At 57.4% G+C, this 18,067-nt stretch carries 13 protein-coding genes and 2 tRNA genes; 5 read left to right on the top strand and 10 right to left on the bottom strand.

Annotation, left to right across the window (positions count from 1 at the left end; translation table 11 throughout):
* Positions 1-2 precede the first annotated feature (2 nt).
* On the top strand, positions 3-845 hold the full coding sequence (locus PZA18_RS00435; protein WP_284098796.1) for an isopenicillin N synthase family dioxygenase: 843 nt from the start codon (positions 3-5) through the stop codon (positions 843-845).
* Between the two features lie 102 nt (positions 846-947).
* On the opposite strand, the gene PZA18_RS00430 is transcribed toward PZA18_RS00435, so the two are convergent.
* From PZA18_RS00430 to creB, 4 genes are read right to left on the bottom strand one after another with little or no spacing between them, the layout of a single operon-like run.
* Positions 948-1,346, bottom strand: coding sequence for a VOC family protein (locus tag PZA18_RS00430; RefSeq protein WP_284098795.1), 399 nt, complete (start codon positions 1,344-1,346; stop codon positions 948-950).
* Between the two features lie 12 nt (positions 1,347-1,358).
* Positions 1,359-3,137, bottom strand: coding sequence for an exodeoxyribonuclease V subunit alpha (recD, locus tag PZA18_RS00425; protein WP_284098794.1), 1,779 nt, complete (start codon positions 3,135-3,137; stop codon positions 1,359-1,361).
* Positions 3,131-6,661, bottom strand: coding sequence for an exodeoxyribonuclease V subunit beta (gene recB, locus PZA18_RS00420; protein ID WP_284098793.1), 3,531 nt, complete (start codon positions 6,659-6,661; stop codon positions 3,131-3,133). Before recB ends, recD begins: the two co-directional genes overlap by 7 nt.
* Positions 6,658-7,422, bottom strand: coding sequence for a two-component system response regulator CreB (gene creB, locus PZA18_RS00415; protein ID WP_308447309.1), 765 nt, complete (start codon positions 7,420-7,422; stop codon positions 6,658-6,660). The genes recB and creB overlap by 4 nt, the downstream gene beginning before the upstream one ends.
* Before the next feature lie 159 nt (positions 7,423-7,581).
* Between creB and argA the strand changes: the two genes are divergently transcribed.
* The 3 genes from argA to PZA18_RS00400 all read left to right on the top strand — a co-directional run bounded on the left by argA (position 7,582) and on the right by PZA18_RS00400 (position 12,806).
* The gene (gene argA, locus PZA18_RS00410) at positions 7,582-8,907 is read left to right on the top strand and encodes an amino-acid N-acetyltransferase (protein ID WP_284098792.1); all 1,326 of its coding nucleotides are present in this window, start codon (positions 7,582-7,584) and stop codon (positions 8,905-8,907) included.
* A 156-nt stretch (positions 8,908-9,063) separates the two neighbouring features.
* A complete protein-coding gene (locus PZA18_RS00405) occupies positions 9,064-9,957 on the top strand; it encodes a phosphate/phosphite/phosphonate ABC transporter substrate-binding protein (protein ID WP_284098791.1) in 894 nt (297 codons plus the stop codon).
* 2 nt (positions 9,958-9,959) lie between these two features.
* Positions 9,960-12,806 carry an EAL domain-containing protein gene (locus PZA18_RS00400; RefSeq protein ID WP_284098790.1) on the top strand — a complete coding sequence of 949 codons (2,847 nt, stop codon included), beginning with the start codon at positions 9,960-9,962 and terminating at the stop codon, positions 12,804-12,806.
* A gap of 187 nt (positions 12,807-12,993) precedes the next feature.
* Here the strand turns inward: PZA18_RS00400 and PZA18_RS00395 are convergent.
* Positions 12,994-13,069, bottom strand: a tRNA-Lys gene (locus PZA18_RS00395).
* A 46-nt stretch (positions 13,070-13,115) separates the two neighbouring features.
* Positions 13,116-13,188 (bottom strand) — tRNA-Lys (locus PZA18_RS00390).
* A gap of 114 nt (positions 13,189-13,302) precedes the next feature.
* Here PZA18_RS00390 and gloA point away from each other — a divergent pair.
* Positions 13,303-13,689 carry a lactoylglutathione lyase gene (gene gloA, locus PZA18_RS00385; protein ID WP_284098789.1) on the top strand — a complete coding sequence of 129 codons (387 nt, stop codon included), beginning with the start codon at positions 13,303-13,305 and terminating at the stop codon, positions 13,687-13,689.
* On the opposite strand, the gene PZA18_RS25745 is transcribed toward gloA, so the two are convergent.
* From PZA18_RS25745 to rng, 4 genes are all read right to left on the bottom strand, one after another.
* Positions 13,686-14,006 carry a hypothetical protein gene (locus PZA18_RS25745; protein WP_284098788.1) on the bottom strand — a complete coding sequence of 107 codons (321 nt, stop codon included), beginning with the start codon at positions 14,004-14,006 and terminating at the stop codon, positions 13,686-13,688. The genes gloA and PZA18_RS25745 overlap by 4 nt on opposite strands.
* Before the next feature lie 14 nt (positions 14,007-14,020).
* The gene (locus PZA18_RS00375; RefSeq protein WP_284098787.1) at positions 14,021-15,178 is read right to left on the bottom strand and encodes a choice-of-anchor Q domain-containing protein; all 1,158 of its coding nucleotides are present in this window, start codon (positions 15,176-15,178) and stop codon (positions 14,021-14,023) included.
* Between the two features lie 195 nt (positions 15,179-15,373).
* Positions 15,374-16,003 (bottom strand): hypothetical protein, encoded by a 630-nt coding sequence (locus PZA18_RS00370; protein ID WP_284098786.1) that lies wholly within the window; start codon positions 16,001-16,003, stop codon positions 15,374-15,376.
* Positions 16,004-16,584: 581 nt separating this feature from the next.
* Positions 16,585-18,042 (bottom strand): ribonuclease G, encoded by a 1,458-nt coding sequence (gene rng / locus PZA18_RS00365; RefSeq protein ID WP_284098785.1) that lies wholly within the window; start codon positions 18,040-18,042, stop codon positions 16,585-16,587.
* Between the last annotated feature and the right edge of the window lie 25 nt (positions 18,043-18,067).

Genomic DNA, 18,067 nt, shown 5'->3' with positions numbered 1-18,067 from the left:
CCATGTTTGTTTCCGTTGTTGACTATCGCTCGCCAAACGCGGCGGCTGAATTTACAGAGTCCCTGCATCGCTCAGGGTTTGGTGTCCTGAAGAATCACCCGATTCCGCAAGATCTGGTCGAAACCCTCTACGCTGAATGGCTCGCGTTTTTCAACAGTGAGGAGAAATTCGGCTACAGCTTCGATCCGGAAAAGCAGGATGGTTATTTCTCCACCCAGATTTCCGAAACCGCCAAAGGGGCGCAGATCAAGGACATCAAGGAATACTTCCACATCTATCCGTGGGGGCGGATTCCCGAAGCGCTCAAGCCTAATGCCATGCGCTATTACGATCTTGCCAACCAGCTGGCATCCGAGCTGCTGGGATGGATCGAAACCTGGGCACCGGCAGAGGTCAAGGCCAAGCTGAGTGAGCCCCTGCCGAAAATGATCGAAGGTACACCCAATACCTTGCTGCGGGTGTTGCGCTATCCCCCGCTGACCGGCAACGAGCCGCCGGGAGCCTTGCGTGCTGCGGCGCACGAAGACATCAACTTGATTACCGTGCTGCCGGCTGCCAACGAGCCAGGGCTGCAGGTCAAGGATCGGGATGGCAACTGGCAGGACGTGCCATGTGACTTTGGTACTTTGGTCATCAATATCGGCGATATGCTGCAAGAGGCAACTGGCGGCTATTACCCCTCCACCAGCCATCGCGTGGTCAACCCGACCGGGGAAGGCGCATTCAAGTCGCGGGTGTCCTTACCATTGTTCCTGCATGCACGAAGCGAGGTGGTGCTGTCGGAGCGTTATACCGCCCGCCAGTATCTGGATGAGCGCTTACGCGAACTGGGTGTGAAGATGTAACAATCGACCGATGTGTCGAATCGCATGGCAACAGGGCTTAGGCGCTGTTGCCATTTTGTTTTCGGCTCGCGTTTCGTCGAATTGGGTCCTGCTGCCAATTTTTTACGCCATTGGCTTGCGTTGCAGCAGATCCCACTTATTGCCATATAAATCTGCGAAGACGACTACCCAGCCGTAGACTTCCTCGCGCGGCGCTTCCATGAACTGTACGCCTTTTTCCTTCATGGCTTGGTAGTCCTGCCAGAAGTCGTCGGTCTGCAAAAACAGAAAGACCCGGCCGCCTGTCTGGTTTCCGACCTGGGCCAGCTGTTCGGGGCTGCTGGCTTTGGCCAGGAGCAAGGCGCAGCCTTGCGAGCCGCGTGGATTGACCACTACCCAGCGTTTGCCATTGCCCATCGGGCTGTCTTCCTTCAATTCGAAGCCAAGCGAGCCGGTATAAAAGGCGATGGCTTCGTCGTAGTCGGATACCAGCAGCGAGACCAGAGAGAGGGATTGGTGCATGGAAATTCTCATTCAAGAGGGGTTGGAAATGCGCAGCCGATCGGCCAGGCCGGAGTCTCGACGGGTGGCGGTTGCCAATGCCTTGGCCAGTACTGTTGCCGGCCCCCAGATTTCGGCCCGGCGCCGTGCGCGGGTGAGGGCGGTGTACACCAGATTTCGGGTCAAAACCGGTGAGTCACTGTCCGGCAGGACCAAGGCCACGGTGTCGAATTCCGAACCCTGGCTTTTATGCACGGTCATGGCGTAAGCGGTTTCGTGAGGCGGCAGCCGTTGCGGTGCAAACGCGGCGAAGTCACCGTCACGTTCGAAATACACCCGCAAGCCCTCGGCCGTTTGCAAGGCAATACCGATGTCTCCGTTGTAGAGACGCAACCCATAGTCATTGGCTGTAATCAATACAGGGCGCCCCGCATACCAGGCCTCACGTCCTCGACGTTTGACCAGGCGTGCTTCTACCAGCCGGTTGAGGCCACTCACCCCTGCTTCGCCATCCCGATGTGCGGTCAGCAGCCGGAACCGGCCGAATTGCTGGAAGGCGGTTACCGGGTCTGCGGTCGTCACGGCCTGCCAGTATGGCTGCAGCGCAGTGGCTACATGGTCGGCCAGTGCTTCGGCGTGGTCGGCAAAGTGGCCGGGATGCCAGCCGAGGTCTGCATGGCCGGTGTCGAGCAGGTTCAGCGCAGCCTCGCTATTACCGGCATTAGCGGCACGCGCCAGGGCACCGATGCCGCTGTTGGTATCGAAGCGGTAACTGTGCCGCAGCAGAACGACCGAGTCACCCATGCGGGACTGGCCGGGCTGCGGCGGGATGGGCATTCCGGTGGCCATGGCCAGCCGTTTGGCGGCTGCAGCAGATACGCCGGTTCCTGCGCAGAGGTCGGCAAAGGCGGCCCCTGCCTCGACGGAGGCCAGCTGATCTTTATCCCCCAGCAGAATCAAACGGGCGGTGGGTGGCAGGGCGGCAACCAGTCGGGTCAACAAGGCCAAGTCGATCATCGAAGCCTCATCGACCACCAGCGTATCGTAGGGGAGCGGGTTCTCGCGATCATGGCGGAAGCTGGGGCTGTCCGGTCGGGCTCCCAGCAGCCGGTGCAGGGTCTGCGCCGTATCTGGCAACGTGGCCAGCTGCAACATATCCAATGGTAATTTGACCTTGGCCAGACGGATCGCCTCCACCATGCGGGCAGCAGCCTTGCCTGTCGGTGCTGCCAGGGCAATGCGGATATCCGGCTGCAACAGCGTCAGGGCCGCCAAGAGTTTGACTACCGTTGTGGTTTTGCCTGTGCCGGGGCCGCCTGAGATCACCGTCAGCCGGTTCAGCACCGCTGCAGCGGCAGCGGCTTTCTGCCAGTCGATGTGATGGGCGGCAGGAGGGCCGAACAGATCATCCAGTGATTTTCTCAGGAGCGTGGTTTCCACTGGCAGGGGCTCGGCCCGTGCCAGCAGGTCTGCGGCCAACTGGGTTTCAAACCGCCAGTAGCGGGCCAGGTAGAGTCGGCGCTCTTCAAGCACCAGAGGGGCGAAATCACCAGGTTTGGCGATCAGTCCGCTGGCCTGCAGCTCTGTCTGCCACTGTGCCAGAAACGGTAGAGGGAAGCCTGCATACTGCCGGCCTGCCCAGCGCCCCAGATCAACACAGACATGGCCTTCTGCCACGGCCTCGACTGCCAGGGCGGCGGCCAGCAGGGCGGATTCGCTAGCGGCAGGGGCCAGACTGGCCAGCGTCTGCACCAGTTCGGCGGCCAGTGGCGATATCTGCTCTAGCCACGGGATCTCTGCTGCAATCAGCATGCGTTCCCCTCACCGGACAGCAGCTGGCTCATCGCTTCGATCAATGCCCGCTTTGGACGATCAGCAAACACTCCCTGGCCGGGCTGATGTCGGTCCATGCCTCGCAGGAATAAATAGAAACTGCCGCCAAAATGACGATCGTAGTCAAAATCAGTGATACGAGTGCGGAGATAGCGACATAGCGCTACCACATAAAGCAATGACTGCAGGTAATAGTGTGAATCCGCCATCGCTCTGACCAGCCGATTTTCAGTGTAGTCAGCTGTGCTGTGGCCCAGCCGGTTGGATTTGTAATCGAGCACGTAATAACGACCGCCGGCCTCGAATGCCAGGTCAATAAAGCCTTTCATGAAGCCTTGGCCTATCTCGGCGGTCAGATCCTGTGCGGCAGCGATGAATTCCGGGCGCTCGCCATGGACTGCCAGCAACTGAGCCAGCGCGCCGGGGCGAATCCGTCCGGTGGCGAATGTGAATTCCAGCTCTACCAACTTCTGCCGTGGACTGACATCTGCCAGACGGACGCCGCTGGCATCCAGCGGTGTGGCCAGAGTGGTCTCGATCATGTCGATGACCGCTGGCAGCCAGACATCATCAAAGCGTTCTTTTTTCAGTTCGGCTTCGACAACGGCTTGTAGCTGGCCATCGCGGCGGGTGAAGTCGATTTTTTCGAAAATCGTGTGCCAAGTGGTACCGGTCCGTGCGCCAGCCGGAAATTGGGCAATATCGTAGCCACTGGCTGGGACGGGGGGGGCGGGTTCCTGGCGTTCATGATCGGGGCTTTCATCATGCCGGCCCTCCGTCAGCGCGGTGAAACTGCTCATCCGCCAGTCGGAAAATAGAGGCCGGCTAAGCTGGCGGGCCTGCAGGCGGTCGGCATGATCAGGTAGCGCTGGCAGGGTGATTTCCTGCTCGGGTAGCGCTGCCAGCGCCATCCGGCCTGCGCTGGCATCAAGGTGCTGTTGCAGAACGTCGAGCATTCCGGCTGGGCCGATTGCTTTGAGCCGCTCGCTGAGCCCCTGCAAGGGCTCGTCGGCGCTGGCTTCACCGTGTAGTAGCCATGCCATCGCCGAGCGCTCGACTTCGCTGACGGCCCCCCAGGTAACGATGCAACGATACCGGGCGCGCGTCAGCGCCACGTAAAGCAACCGTAGTTTTTCGGCCAGTTGTTCCTGACGGGATTGTTGTCGATGTTGCTCGATCTGATCAGACCCCCAGTCAAGCACTGCCGTATCGCCGCTGTGGCAGGCGACGGGGATGGCCTTGTCGAGCTTGATGCCATCCCACAGAAAAGGGCAGTACACAACCGGATACTCAAGCCCTTTCGACGTGTGGATGGTGACAATCTTGACCCGTGCCGCATCGCTCTCCAGCCGCAGCTGGTGGGCATCCAGACCGGCAGGTGGGTTACGCCGGCATTGCTCGAACCACGCCACCAGACTGTCCAGATCATGCTTGCGCCGGCTTTCAACCTGGGCCAGCTCGGCCAGATGCAGCAGATTGGTCAGGCGTCTTTCGCCATCGCGATAGCTGAGCAGACGTTCGGCGACGCGATGCTGGTCAAACCAGGCGCGGAAGGCGGTAATCAGTCCATGCTCACGCCACAACAGGTGATAACGCTGGAAGTCGTCGAGGATGGCTTCCCAAGCCTGGGTGTCGTCCCCAAACCGATACAGCTCGCTGCCGTGCAGCCCCATGCCAGTACCAACCAGCGCCGCTCTGACCAGAGTTTCCCGAGTGGGCTCGGCAAAAGCGGCGAGCAGGCGTTCCAGCTCTTCGGCTTCTTCGCTGCCAAACACATTGTCCTGTCCCTGACGTACGCAGGGGACCCCGCGCAACGCCAGGGCATTGGCAAGCTGCCGGGCCTGCCTGTGGTTGGCGACCAGCACGGCAATATCGCCGCCATTCAGTGGCGTGTCGCCAATCTGGCCTCCGTGATGCAGCAGGCGGGCGATGTCGCGGGCACAGGCCTCTGCGGCCAGATCCTGTGCTTTGGTCTTGGTCAGGGGCTGATCGCCCATCCAGTGCCAGATCAGAGCCGCGTCCGGGTGTGGGTCGGCGTAGAGCCGTAACGGAGGGCGTTCAGCAGGGGCTGGGGCGACCGGGTGGAATTCGAGCCCTTCCAGCAGGAAAGGCAGCGGGCGCGTGAACAGTTGGTTGACCGAGGCAATCAGCGCTGCGGTCGAACGGCGGTTGATGCCCAGCGTGTATTGCTGGCTGGTGGCATGGCGGGCGGCCAGATAGGCGTGAATGTCGGCCCCCCGGAATGCATAAATCGCCTGCTTGGGGTCGCCAACCAGAAATGCCGGCCTTTCCCCGCTGCCGTAGATCCGTTCGAAGATCCGGTACTGTAGCGGGTCGGTATCCTGAAACTCATCAATCAAGGCAGCCTGATAACGCTGTCCCAGGTGCTGTGCCAGCATCGCGCCATTGGCACCATCCAGCGCACTGGCCAGCTCTACCAGCAGATCCTGATAACCGATACTACGTTGCTGAGCTTTCAGCTGACGGAGAACCTGTTCACATTCCGGCATCAACCGGGCTTTCAGCGCCCCTAGACGGTAGTCCAGCTGCTGATGGAGGGTCTTATTGGCTGCCAGCAGCAGCTCAATGGCCTCAAACATGGGGTGTTCGGGTGTCTGCTGGCCCTTATTGGTTTTCTGGCGGAGTACGCTTTGGGCCAGATTGATCATCTTCTCCGGTAGCGCCAGTTGTGGTTTACCGGACTGAAAAAGCAGCTGGAGCTGCGCAAACCAGTTGGTTAGCCTTTCGGCACTATAACTTCTTCCATTGAGAACCTTGTCTTGGATGGCTTGCTGCAGAACCTGCCTAGCCGATTCGGCCTCCTGTTGCCAGGTCTGCAGCGCTACCGCCCAGGTATCAAGATAGGCCGACTCGCTCTCGGGCTGCCAGGGCATGGGCCGCAGATGTCGCAGAAAAGGTTTGCCGAAGTGGGTTTTGAATTCCCTGGCCCAAACATCGGGCGTCTGCTTTTTGTGCAGCAGGTAAGCCGCCCACAGCCGGCTGGCCTGCGCGGTTTCCCGGCGCCAGGTGTCGTCTACGACCTGCCCGATCAAGCCGGTATCGTCAGCTTGAAACTCCCGATCGAAGTCAACGCCGGCAGCAAAGGCATGATCTGCCAGTGCGCGCTGACAAAATCCGTGAATCGTGTAGATCGCTGCCTCGTCAAAGCCCGACACGGCGTAACGCAGGCGGCGGGCGGCGATGTCATGCTGGTCTGTGGGTAGCCGTTCGATCAGTGCGGCACAGAATTCATCTGCGGGCTCTCCTTCCAGCGCTGCCAGCATCTCGGCCAGTCGCGCCCGGATACGCTCGCGCAGTTCGGCCGTGGCCGCTTTGGTATAGGTGACGACCAGAATCTGCCCGACATGCAGGCCGGCTTCCACCACCAGCCGGCAGTACAGACCGCCGATGGTCCAGGTCTTGCCCGTGCCGGCACTGGCTTCTATCAGATTTAGCCCGGCGAGTGGCGTGGTCTGGACATCAAGGGGGTGGGGGGTACTCACGTCCGCTTCAAGGGGTCGAAACTGTAGCCGAAGCCACGGTGGGTTTGAATCGGGTCTTGATCCGGTAAAACGGTCCGCAGCTTGGCACGCAAGGTCTTGATGTGGGCATCGACACTGCGCTCGTAGCTTGCCAGGGGCTCATCCCAGGCCCGATCCATCAGCTGCGCCCGGCTGAATACCCGTTCCGGTTCCGCCAGCAAGGTTTTCAGGATACGGAATTCGTAACGGGTCAGGTCCAGTATCTGGCCATCAAAGCTGATACGTGCCTTGGTTTCATCGACCACGAAGCCGGTTTCGACTGCAGCGGGCGCGCTGGTGCTACGGCCGCGTCGCAGAATCGCCTTGATGCGGGCCACTAGCTCACGTGGGCTGAAGGGCTTGACCACGTAGTCATCGGCGCCGATTTCCAGCCCGACGACACGGTCGATTTCATCGCCGCGTGCAGTCAGGAAGATCACCGGTAGATCACAGATGGCGCGGATCTCCTTGCAGCGTTCAAACCCGCTGCCGTCAGGCAGGCCCACATCCAGAATGGCCAGCGCATGACTGCCAGGACGCACCGCAGCCACCCCCTCGCGTCCCAGTCGGTGCCAGTCGCAGCGGAAACCTTCCTGTGCCAGGGCATAGACGATGGTATCGGCGATGGGAGCTTCGTCTTCAATCAGCAGGATGGTGTCGCCCATGGCGGTAAAGGGAAAATTGACGAGAGTCCGATTGTAGCAAGCCAGACTCACTTCGATGGTGCCCAATCCCGCCAGCAAGGTAGGTTTATAGGGGCGGCATTGGCTGGTTATCCCGACTATATGACTGAATCATAAGTAGGTTTTGGGCCTTCCTGGTGGGCGGGTCGCATGTTGCTGGCAGCTTTCTGCTAATCTTGGCCCGTTTTGCCCGACTGACGGGCTTTGCAGGAGAAAGAATTGTCCATTCCCGCTATCGGTTCGCCTGAGTTTGTGCATTGGTTTCGCGAGGCTGCGCCATATATCCATGCCTTTCGTGGCCGGATATTCGTTGTCGCTTTCGGTGGCGAAGTTGTGCGCGAGGGCAAGTTTGTGACGCTGACCCACGATCTGAATACTCTGGTCAGCCTTGGCGTCAAGCTGGTGATCGTGCATGGCGCCAGAGTGCAGATCAATGCACGGGTGAAAGAAAAAGGTCTGGAGCCAAGGTTTGAACGCAATGTGCGTGTGACCGATGGTGATGCGCTGGATTGTGTGTTGCAGGCCATCGGCCAGGTACGGTTCGAGATCGAGTCCCTGTTGTCGATGGGGCTGGCCAATTCGCCGATGGCCAATGCCGATATCCGTGTAGCAGGTGGCAATTTCGTCACCGGCCAGCCGATGGGGGTGCGGGATGGGGTTGATATGCAATACACCGGCGAGGTGCGCAAAATCGACACGGCCGCCATTCTGGACCGCCTGGATTTTGGCGAAACGATTCTTCTCTCCTCGCTGGGTTATTCCCCCACCGGCGAAGTCTTTAACCTGACCCTGGAGGATGTCGCCACTTCCGTGGCGATTGCACTGGGGGCCGACAAACTGGTGTTCCTGATGGGCGAGCAGGGCGTGTTTGACCATGAAGGCGTACTGCAGAACGAGCTGACGGCTGTCGAGGCGGAGGTTGCGCTGAAGTCTGGCCGTGAAGTCAGCGAGGATGTGGCCTGCTATCTACCTTGTGCCATTCGTGCAGTGCGGCTTGGCGTGAAGCGGGCCCACCTGATCAGCCGCGAGATTGATGGTGCCTTGCTGACGGAGTTATTTACCCACGATGGTATCGGCACGATGATTTCGCGCGAACCGCTGGAAACCATGCGCGAGGCGACCATTGACGACATCGGCGGTCTGTTGCAGCTGATCGAACCGCTGGAGGAAGCCGGGATACTGGTCAAGCGCGGTCGTGAGCTGATTGAGCGTGAGATCTCGCAGTACGTGGTGCTGGAGCACGATGGAAAACTGATAGGCTGCGCGGCTTTGCGTCCCTTCCCCGATAGTGGCATGGCCGAGCTGGCCTGTCTGGCGGTTCGTCCCGATTATCGCGATGGCGGTCGGGGTGAGGCACTCCTCAAGTGGGGAGAACAAGCTGCCCGCAACCGTGGCGTGAAACGTCTGTTTGTGCTGACGACACGCACTGCCCATTGGTTTGTCGAGCGCGGTTTTGCGCCAGGTAATGTTGAAGACCTGCCCGTCGAGAAAAAACAGCTCTACAACTATCAGCGTCGTTCCAAGGTATTCGTCAAACGTCTGTAAAGACAGGGGAATTCAGATTTTCCCGACGCGCTCCCCGTAGCAATGCTTCTCTCCTATATTGGGATCATGGCTGACTCGCTACGCAGCCGGTTTGGCTGTGTGCTGGTTGGGGTTGCCTATTCAATTTGCTGCGTCGCCAAGTCCGGGTAACTACATATGTGTGCATCCCCCGAAAAGCCGTTCTGGCCCCTTCCTGGCCCAGTCACGCGACGCGCCTGGCTGGCGGCTGCGGGGTGGCTGTGCAGTGGGTTGCTGATGGCGCCAGCCTTGGCTGCCATGCCGGAGCTGCGCATCGGGGTCGAGCCATATATCAGCCCAAGAAGCTTGATTGCGGGCTATCTGCCATTGCGGCAAGCCCTGGAGCGCAACCTTGGGCGACCGGTCATGCTGTTTACCGGCGCCGACTATCGCCAATTCCTGCGCCGGGTCGAGGCGGCTGATTTTGATCTGCTGTTGCTATCGCCGCATGCCGCTCGTTTTGCGGAGACGTCTGGGGGGTATCAGGCGGTAGCCCAGTCGGCGGCGCGCTCGTCGGGCTTGCTGTTGGTGCGCAAGGAAAGCCCGATCCGGCGAATCGAAGAGTTGCGCGGCAGTACCATTGCCATGCCAGATCCGCTGACAGCTGCCACCTTGTTGGGGGAGTCGCTGCTGCGAGAGAGTGGGCTGATGACTGCCAATGCCGTTACCTTGCGTTATTACACGGTCCATAACACGGCTGCCTTGATGGTGCTGCGGGGGGGCGTGCAGGCTTGTGTCATCAACAATACTGCGTTCAGCCAGATGCCGGCTGACATCCGGCAGCACCTCAGAGTCCTGGCAGAGACGCCAACCATTGCACACGCCAGCTTGTTGGTGAGAATGGGGCTTACCCCGGCCGAGCAGAAGCGGCAGGTTGATGCCGTGATGCTTTTTGTCAATTCAACCCAGAATGGTCGCAGTATTCTGGCCAAATATGGCCTGCATGGCCTGGAACCTCTCTCCAATGCCGATCAGGCAAGACTTGAGCCAATGGAAAAAGAACTATCCCGCCGATTGACCAAGGGCCTGTGATCATGGCGGTCAAAGTCCCATTTTTTCGTACCCTGCGTGCCCGTCTGGTTCTGGCCATTCTGCTGGTTCAATTTGTGGTTTTCGGCGTGCTGCTGGCCAACGTCAGTCGTGTCTGGTCTGACATGGAGCTGCGCGCTACCGAAGTGCGCGTGCAAGAACTGGCCAGGTTGCTGAATGCGGCTCTGGCACCATCGCTGGCAACACTGGACTACGAGTCGGCGACAGAGTTGCTGGATAGCGTCCGCACGCCGGAAGGCATCGACTATCTGGTGCTATTCGATCACCAGAATAAAGTGGCTGCAGCTAGAGGCTGGGACCCTGGCGCGACCTTGCCTGCTGTGGATCGGATTGCTGATTTCTCTGGCAGCAAGCTGCCCCCGGTAGTGCATGCGCAGGCTGTCATCGAGCTGGCAGGTCAGCGTTATGGGGTGCTGCGCTTTGGGGTATCGACGGAGTTGCTGCGCGATTCAGCGAATCGACTGGTCTGGCAGAGTGCCACCGTGGTGGTGCTGGGCGCGATAATCTCGGCGGTCTTGCTGGCGATCTTTGGCGTGCTGCTGACCCGCCGCCTTTATCGGCTGATTGGCAGTGCTGAGGTGTCGTCGAATGCGGATACGGTCAAGATGTTGCCTTCCAGCGAGGCCAATGATGACGAAATCGGCCAGTTGGCAGCTCGCTTCAACCTCATGGCCGCCAGCATGCAAGAGCGGCTGGAGGCTCTGCGTCGTAGCGAAGAGAAATTCCACGCAATCGCTGATTACACCTACGGAGTCGAACTGTGGTTGTCTCCTGAGGGCCAGTTGGTGTGGATCAATGCGTCGCTCTCCCGCCTGACCGGGTATTCCGACGAGGAGTGCCACCAGATGCGCGACTTCCCGGTACCTTTGGCGGTACTGGAAGATCGGGTGGCCTTATCCGAGACCATCAAGGACGCGCTGTCTGGCACCTCTGGGCAGGACTTCGAGTTCCGGGCCGTCAAGCGCGATGGCAAGACCTTCTGGGCATCCATGTCCTGGCAGCCCATTTACGATGCGCAGGGCCAGTCTTTAGGCATTCGTGCCTCCATTCATGACAATACCCAGTCCAAAGAAGACCGCCTGGCGCTGAAACGGGCGGTGTACGAGCTACGTCAGTCCCAGACCTTGGGACAGAACTATCTATCGCGTGCCGAGCAGGAACGTGCCCGGCTATCTGCTCTGCTCTCGGCGATGCGATTCGGTGTACTGTTCGTAGACCCCAACAATATTGTCGTTTACCACAACCCCGCATTTATCGCGCTCTGGCTGATTGATGCGTCGTCAGAAGTCGTTGGCAAGCCGATTGGCCAAGTCTTGCAATCGTCGCTGAATCTGCCACTGGAGACCGATACCCTTTCGCAATACCTGCAGGAAGTTGAGTTTCAGGGGGATAGCCGGGTCAGTCTCGGTGAAATCACCATGAACGATGGCCGTATCGTGACCCAGCAGTGCTATCTGGTGCGGGACGACCAGGGCAGCCCGAGTGGACGTCTCTGGGTGTATGAGGATGTCACACAGGAGCATTTCCTGAATGAGCGTATGGCTTTCCTGGCGGAGCGCGATGGTCTGACTGGCTTGTTCAACCGCCATGCCTTCAACGAACAATTGCAGCGTATGTTGGTCGAGGCCGACCGGGGTCAGGACTCCTTGGCGGTACTGTATTTTGATCTGGACGAGTTCAAGTACGTCAATGATACGTTTGGCCATGGCGCCGGAGACGATTTGCTCAAACGCATTGCCAATGAGGTTTCTGCGCAGGTTCGCCGCCATGAATTCTTTGCACGCTTGGGGGGGGATGAATTTGCGGTACTGGTGCCGTCGTGTTCTGAACAGGAGGTCTCGCTACTGGCACAGCGCATCGTAACCACCGTGCAGCAGATCCAATTTGTTGTCGATGGCCAGACCTTAAGGCTGTCGTCGAGCCTGGGCGTCGCGATGTATCCCGCACATGCCAATTCGGCAGAAGAGCTGGTGTCCCATGCCGATACCGCCATGTATCAGGCTAAATCAGCCGGTAAATCGACATGGCGCCTCTATCAGGCTGAACAGGATGCTTCGCGCGAAATGGTCAACCGGCTGACCTGGAACGAGCGGATTCAACAAGCTCTCGCGAATGATGGTTTTGTTCTCTACTTCCAGGGCATCTACGAAACCGTCAGCCGCAAAGTATCCCATCTTGAAGCGCTGATCCGTATGCGTGATCCGAACAATAGCGGCATGGTGTTGCCGCCCGGACTGTTCATTCCACACGCTGAACGTAGCGGACGAATTCTGGAGATTGACCGTTGGGTGATACAACAGGTGATCCGGCTGCTGGCGTTACATCCAGAGATGCCACCAATCGCCATCAATATTTCGGGAAGATCATTTGATGAAGCGGGTCTGCCGGACTACATCCGCGATCTGTTGGTGAAGATGCAGGTACAGCCTTCGCGCTTGATGGTGGAGTTGACTGAAACCGCAGCATTATCTGATATGCGCGATGCGCAGCGCTTTATCGACAGCTTGCGCGCGACGGGTTGCACGGTTTGCCTGGATGATTTTGGTGCTGGATTTTCATCGTTTGCTTACCTCAAGCACCTGAAGGCGCATGTTTTGAAGATAGACGGCCTGTTTATTCGCGATCTTCCGAACGATCACGATAGCCAGGTCTTTGTTAAAGCCATGGCAGCAATGGCTCGGGATATGGGCAAGCACACGGTTGCTGAATTCGTTGAGAACGAAGAAACCATGCGCATGCTGGCCGAGTTTGGCGTGGATATGGTGCAAGGCTTTCATCTAGACCGCCCGAGCCCGGATCATCCCGCTTTTCGGGTGTTTAAGGGCGAGTAGGCCAGCAAAATGGCGCATTGGCGCGACTCTGTCAGCATCTTGTGAGATGGAAAGGGGTGTAAGTGTTCGGCATCCGTCTTGTGGCGGGTGCCGGGAGTTCTGCTGGAAATTGTCTGCAGCGGTGCTTTGGCAAATCCAAGGCTGGAATGAAAAAAGCACCTAGTCGCGAAACTAGGTGCTTTTATCTTGGTGGGTTGTGAGTGGCTCGAACACTCGACCTACGGATTAAGAGTCCGCTGCTCTACCAACTGAGCTAACAACCCGCAGCTAATTTAGCTAAAACTTTGCAAAATCAGCTTTGATTCGGAGTGGGTCGTGCGGGACTCGAACCTGCGACCAACGGATTAAAAGTCCGCTGCTCTACCGACTGAGCTAACGACCCGAAGCGCAGCATTCTACCTTAACGAAATTGGATGTCAAGTGCCTTGTGTGAAAATTGGTGGCAAAATAAGTATGCTGCTTTATTTGATGAAATAACATTGCGAGGAAATTCATTATGCGCATGTTGCATACCATGTTGCGGGTGGGGGATCTTGATCGTTCCATCGCTTTCTATTGTGAGGTTTTAGGGATGCGATTGCTTCGCCGCACAGACTACCCGGAAGGTAAGTTCACGCTGGCGTTTGTGGGGTATCAGGAAGAGAGCGAGGGCGCGGTTATCGAGTTGACCCACAACTGGGGGGTGAGTAGTTATGAGTTGGGAACTGGTTACGGCCATATCGCGTTGGAGGTGGAGGATGCTTACGCAACCTGCGATCTGGTAAGGGCGCGAGGAGGCAAGATCACGCGGGAGGCGGGTCCCATGAAGCATGGCACGACGGTAATTGCCTTTGTTGAAGACCCGGATGGTTACAAGATTGAATTTATTCAGCGCAAGACTTAAGTGAAGTCTGGTAAGTCTTCAGTGAGAAACAATGCCCGGTATAGGTACTCCAGGCTACCCAAGTTACCACCACGGGGGCGCTCAGTAATAACCGGGTACTGGCAGGAAAACTGAGCAAGGTGATTGCAGAGGAACTGAACATCGCTGTGTGCACCGTGGAAATCCACCGCGCCAATGTCTTCACCCAAAGGATGCTTTGCCATCGAGATGGCACAGCGGCTAGCCGGTCGTGATTCAAACCACGTTATGCCACCGACTGGCATAACACCTTCATTGACCCAGAAATACCCGCCCATGATTGGGCGGACTATTTCCATTTGGATAACCTTGGTTATTGATTGAACAATTGCACTTCTACCGCGCCAATATCACAGCGCCCGCCGACCGCACGGGGCTTGCCCCGCTGATCCCATTTCGCTTGACAATTGGCCTGACCGCCGTTAATCAACGGGCTATCTGCCTGTGGAGTAATCGTCAGCATGCCTCCTCCCGTGTCTGACAGCATCCCTAACTTTGGATCGCCTTTCTGGCTGGTTGAAGCAGTAATGCATGTGCCATCACTGACAAAGTTATAGCCCTGATCAGTAAGTAGTGCCCCACTACGCACCGCACAGGCAGGCCCGCCCATTGACTCCGGCATCTGGTCGATCACCGTATGTGTCAAGGTAAGTTGCGAAGGCCCACCACCCCCGCGCGTGCTCGAGAAGATTGCATTACCGGTGTCAACTGAGTCATTCCCCTTGAAGGTACTGTACGCCAGACTCAGCGATCCGCTGTTATGGATACCCCCTCCCATACCATAAAACCCTTGGGCAGAATTGTTGGCAATTGTCGCATTCAAGATCGTTGCGGTTCCCGTATTTGCAATGGCACCGCCGTAACACAAATAGCATGATGTTGAGTTATTGATCAGGCTGCTGGACTGGATCATCAGGCTACCTGCATTGTAAATGCCGCCACCTGATCCCCCATGGTTGGTCGCTTGTGTTCCAGAAGCATTATCTTCAATCGTACTGCCTGAGATAGACAACCACGCCCCTTGCGCATTTAGAATACCCGCGCCGCCCGCACCCTGATCCATCAGATTGCCGGTTTGGATCAGGTTATTTCTGACCTCAACTCGGTTGAGTGTCAGTCGCCCGTAATTGCGAATACCTGCCCCGCCAATTTTGCCACTCCCGATAAAACCACCAGTTACCGTCAACCTCGCCAATGTAACCGCTTTATCCACTGCAACATCTAGTACATGACTAAGGCGATTGGCATGCAATATCACACCTTTGATGCCACCATCGATTGCAATCGATCTATCAATATGAAGGGGACCACTTGTCAGCCAAATGGTGCGGTTATGGGCAGGCAGCTGGAACCGGATCGTCCCGCCTCCCGCCCCAGCAGGAATGCTAGCCAGTACATCACGCAACGACCCACTACCACTATCATTGGAATTGGTCACCGTATAAGTAGCAGCCTGAGCCAGTGTTGACATGAATAACGCAAAGCACCCGATAGACACCCTTCCCTGAAACCGAGCTCCCTCTCTCTTCAGCATCTCTCTCTCTCCCTGTTGTAATGAAATATCATCAACCGCCAGTATTACCGCTCAACGTAATATAGATCGAGCGTTTCTGTTTGAATCAGGGGCGATGAGTAGGCTGCGAGGGGGCAGTCAAGGCTCTGATATTTAAAATGCCCCAGTAACGAATAGGCCGCCATGCGTGCCGTCAATTTCCTTGGCATCCTGCACCCGCTGTTCGCGGCCATCTCGCTTGTACATTTTCGGTTTGAATTTCTCTGAAACAAAACGGCCGGATAGCCACCAGTTGTCGCTGACCTTGTAGCCAGCTTCCAGCAATAAGCCTACGGTGTCTTCGTAGTCGATATCCACGGTACCGCGATAGTCGAGCGAGAAGCTTGGTGAACGTACATAGCGGGCACCCAGGCCAAAACGCCATTTTTCAACGCCGGTGTAGAACAGGGTTGCCTCGATCGGGATGCGCTTGAAGCTCATATCGCCATTGGAGGCAACCGAGTTGTCGATGTGGTAGTTCATGGTGAGCTGCAGGGCCAGCGGCATGGAGGTGGGTTGGTAGACCACGCCAGCCCCGAGTTGCACCAGGCTGCCAGCGCGTGTTTCGGTGCTGCCGCCATTGGTGTACTGCGCTTCTGCCAGCTGGTCACCACCGTAGGTGAGCCCGGTTTGCATGACAAACCGGACATTGCGGGGATTGTGGGCTTCTGCAGCTAGTGTAGGGCTGGCCATGAAGAGGCCAAGTGCGGTGGCAATCGCACCTTGAATGATCTGTTTGCTCATTGTTGACTATTCCTATGCAAAAACGGATTAGGTTTTGCGCGCAGTGTCTTAGGTTCTGTTGACGTTAGGTTTGCAGTCGCTCCGGGTCGATTCTTGGGGTAGGGCGTCGTTTGGGTTCGCTTATTTCGCTCGCCAAACCGCGCTTACCCTGCCGTGCGAGGTGGTTGGGGCTTTAGCCCCTTACCATCCACGGCCTATTCCTTGCGGGTATAGCCCCGCGCCAAATCTTGACCCGGTGTGACGGCAAACCTAACGTCAACAGAACCTAAATCTAGGCGATGGTTGTAGGTGCTGTTGATATTTTATTTCCAGATCGCGTTTTGTCGGAAAACGGTCTGGAACAAGGCGCAGAGCGCGCTGCATAGTCATTCTGTGCAGGCGTTTTGCAACGCAGAGCCAGACCGTTTCCCGACGAAACACCGCGCAATGGGAAACAAAATGTCAAAAGAGCCTAATGATTGACAATCCAAAGAGGTGGCGATTATAGGGTGGCATGCGGGATATGCAAAACGAATAACGCCCCGGTTGCTGAGCAATGCCGGGGCGCCTGATCTTGTCTGGAACGGGACAGGGGTCTGTGTTTACACCAATACCACGTCAAATTGTTCCTGCGTGTATTGCGTTTCTACTTGCAGTGAAATGGGTTTGGCGATGAAGTCGGCAAGCATGGCCAGGCTGGCTGATTCTTCATCCAGAAACATTTCGATGACGGATTGGGCGGCCAGGATCCGGTATTCCTTGGCGTTGAACTGGCGGGCCTCACGCAGGATTTCACGCAGAATCTCGTAGCACACCGTCTGCGCAGTCTTGATCTCGCCGCGCCCCTGGCAGATGGGGCAGGGTTCGCACAGGACGTGCGCCAAGCTCTCACGAGTCCGCTTGCGGGTGATTTCCACCAGACCCAGGCTGGTAAAGCCCGAAACGGTGACTTTGGTACGATCTTTGGCCAAAGCTTTCTGCAGCTCGGTCAGGACCGCGAGCTTGTGCTCTTCGTTGTCCATGTCGATGAAATCGACAATGATGATGCCACCAAGATTACGCAGCCTGAGTTGGCGGGCGATAACCTGTGTGGCTTCCAGATTGGTTTTGAAAATGGTGTCGTCGAAGGAGCGTGTCCCGACAAAGCCGCCTGTATTGACGTCTATGGTCGTCATGGCTTCGGTCTGATCAATGATCAGGTAGCCGCCGAATTTCAGGTTTACTCGTCGTGCCAAGGCACGTTCAATTTCCACCTCTACGCCGTGCAGCTCAAACAGAGGACGCTCGCCCAGATAGTGTTCTACCCTCGGCAGTACGTCAGCGACAAACTGTTCGGCAAAATCGCTCATGCGCACAAAGGTTTCGCGGGAATCGACAATGACCCGGGTGGTTTGGTCGGTGACGATGTCACGCAAAACCCGCAAGGGCAGGGATAGATCCTGAAACAGCAAGGAGGCCGGAGGCATGGTCTGTGACTTGTGCTTGATATCGGCCCAGATCAGGTTCAGGTATTCGACGTCGGCTCTTAGCTCGTCATCGGTGGCGTGCTCGGCCGAGGTGCGGATGATATAGCCGTGCTGCAGGCCGTTTTCGGGCAGCAGGCTGCGCAGGCGATCGCGCAAGTGTTCACGCTCTTCGCCATCCTCAATCCGTTGCGAGATACCGATATGGTGTTCTTGTGGCAGGAAAACCAGAAAACGGCCGGCAATGCTGATCTGTGTGGATAGGCGGGCGCCCTTGCTGCCGATGGGATCTTTGATGACCTGTACCATCGTCGTCTGGCCTTCAAACATCAGACGTTCAATGCGTTGGGGTTCGCTTGGGTGCTGGCGTTGTTCGATGACGTCGGCAATGTGCAGGAAGGCAGCACGCTCCAAGCCGATTTCGATGAAGGCTGACTGCATGCCGGGCAGCACGCGCTTGACGACGCCCAGATAAATGTTGCCAACGATGCCGCGAGCTGCGGTGCGCTCGATGTGTATTTCCTGAACAACTCCTTCTTCGGTAACGGCTACTCGGGTTTCCTGCGGGGTGACATTGATAAGGATGTGCTCTTTCATGGTGAGTCCATGATGATTTTGAATT

Origin of the sequence: Parachitinimonas caeni, assembly GCF_030129945.1 — a bacterium.
Lineage (GTDB): Bacteria > Pseudomonadota > Gammaproteobacteria > Burkholderiales > Chitinimonadaceae > Parachitinimonas > Parachitinimonas caeni.
Note: the sequence above shows the minus strand (reverse complement) of the source record. Positions and strands in the feature narration are given on the sequence as shown.

Coding starts and splice junctions, on each gene's coding strand:
- PZA18_RS00435 (WP_284098796.1), top strand. CDS start 3: ATGTTTGTTTCCGTTGTTGACTATCGCTCGCCAAACGCGGCGGCTGAA.
- PZA18_RS00430 (WP_284098795.1), bottom strand. CDS start 1,346: ATGCACCAATCCCTCTCTCTGGTCTCGCTGCTGGTATCCGACTACGAC.
- recD (WP_284098794.1), bottom strand. CDS start 3,137: ATGCTGATTGCAGCAGAGATCCCGTGGCTAGAGCAGATATCGCCACTG.
- PZA18_RS00405 (WP_284098791.1), top strand. CDS start 9,064: ATGTGTGCATCCCCCGAAAAGCCGTTCTGGCCCCTTCCTGGCCCAGTC.
- PZA18_RS00400 (WP_284098790.1), top strand. CDS start 9,960: ATGGCGGTCAAAGTCCCATTTTTTCGTACCCTGCGTGCCCGTCTGGTT.
- gloA (WP_284098789.1), top strand. CDS start 13,303: ATGCGCATGTTGCATACCATGTTGCGGGTGGGGGATCTTGATCGTTCC.
- PZA18_RS25745 (WP_284098788.1), bottom strand. CDS start 14,006: ATGGAAATAGTCCGCCCAATCATGGGCGGGTATTTCTGGGTCAATGAA.
- PZA18_RS00375 (WP_284098787.1), bottom strand. CDS start 15,178: ATGTCAACACTGGCTCAGGCTGCTACTTATACGGTGACCAATTCCAAT.
- PZA18_RS00370 (WP_284098786.1), bottom strand. CDS start 16,003: ATGAGCAAACAGATCATTCAAGGTGCGATTGCCACCGCACTTGGCCTC.
- rng (WP_284098785.1), bottom strand. CDS start 18,042: ATGAAAGAGCACATCCTTATCAATGTCACCCCGCAGGAAACCCGAGTA.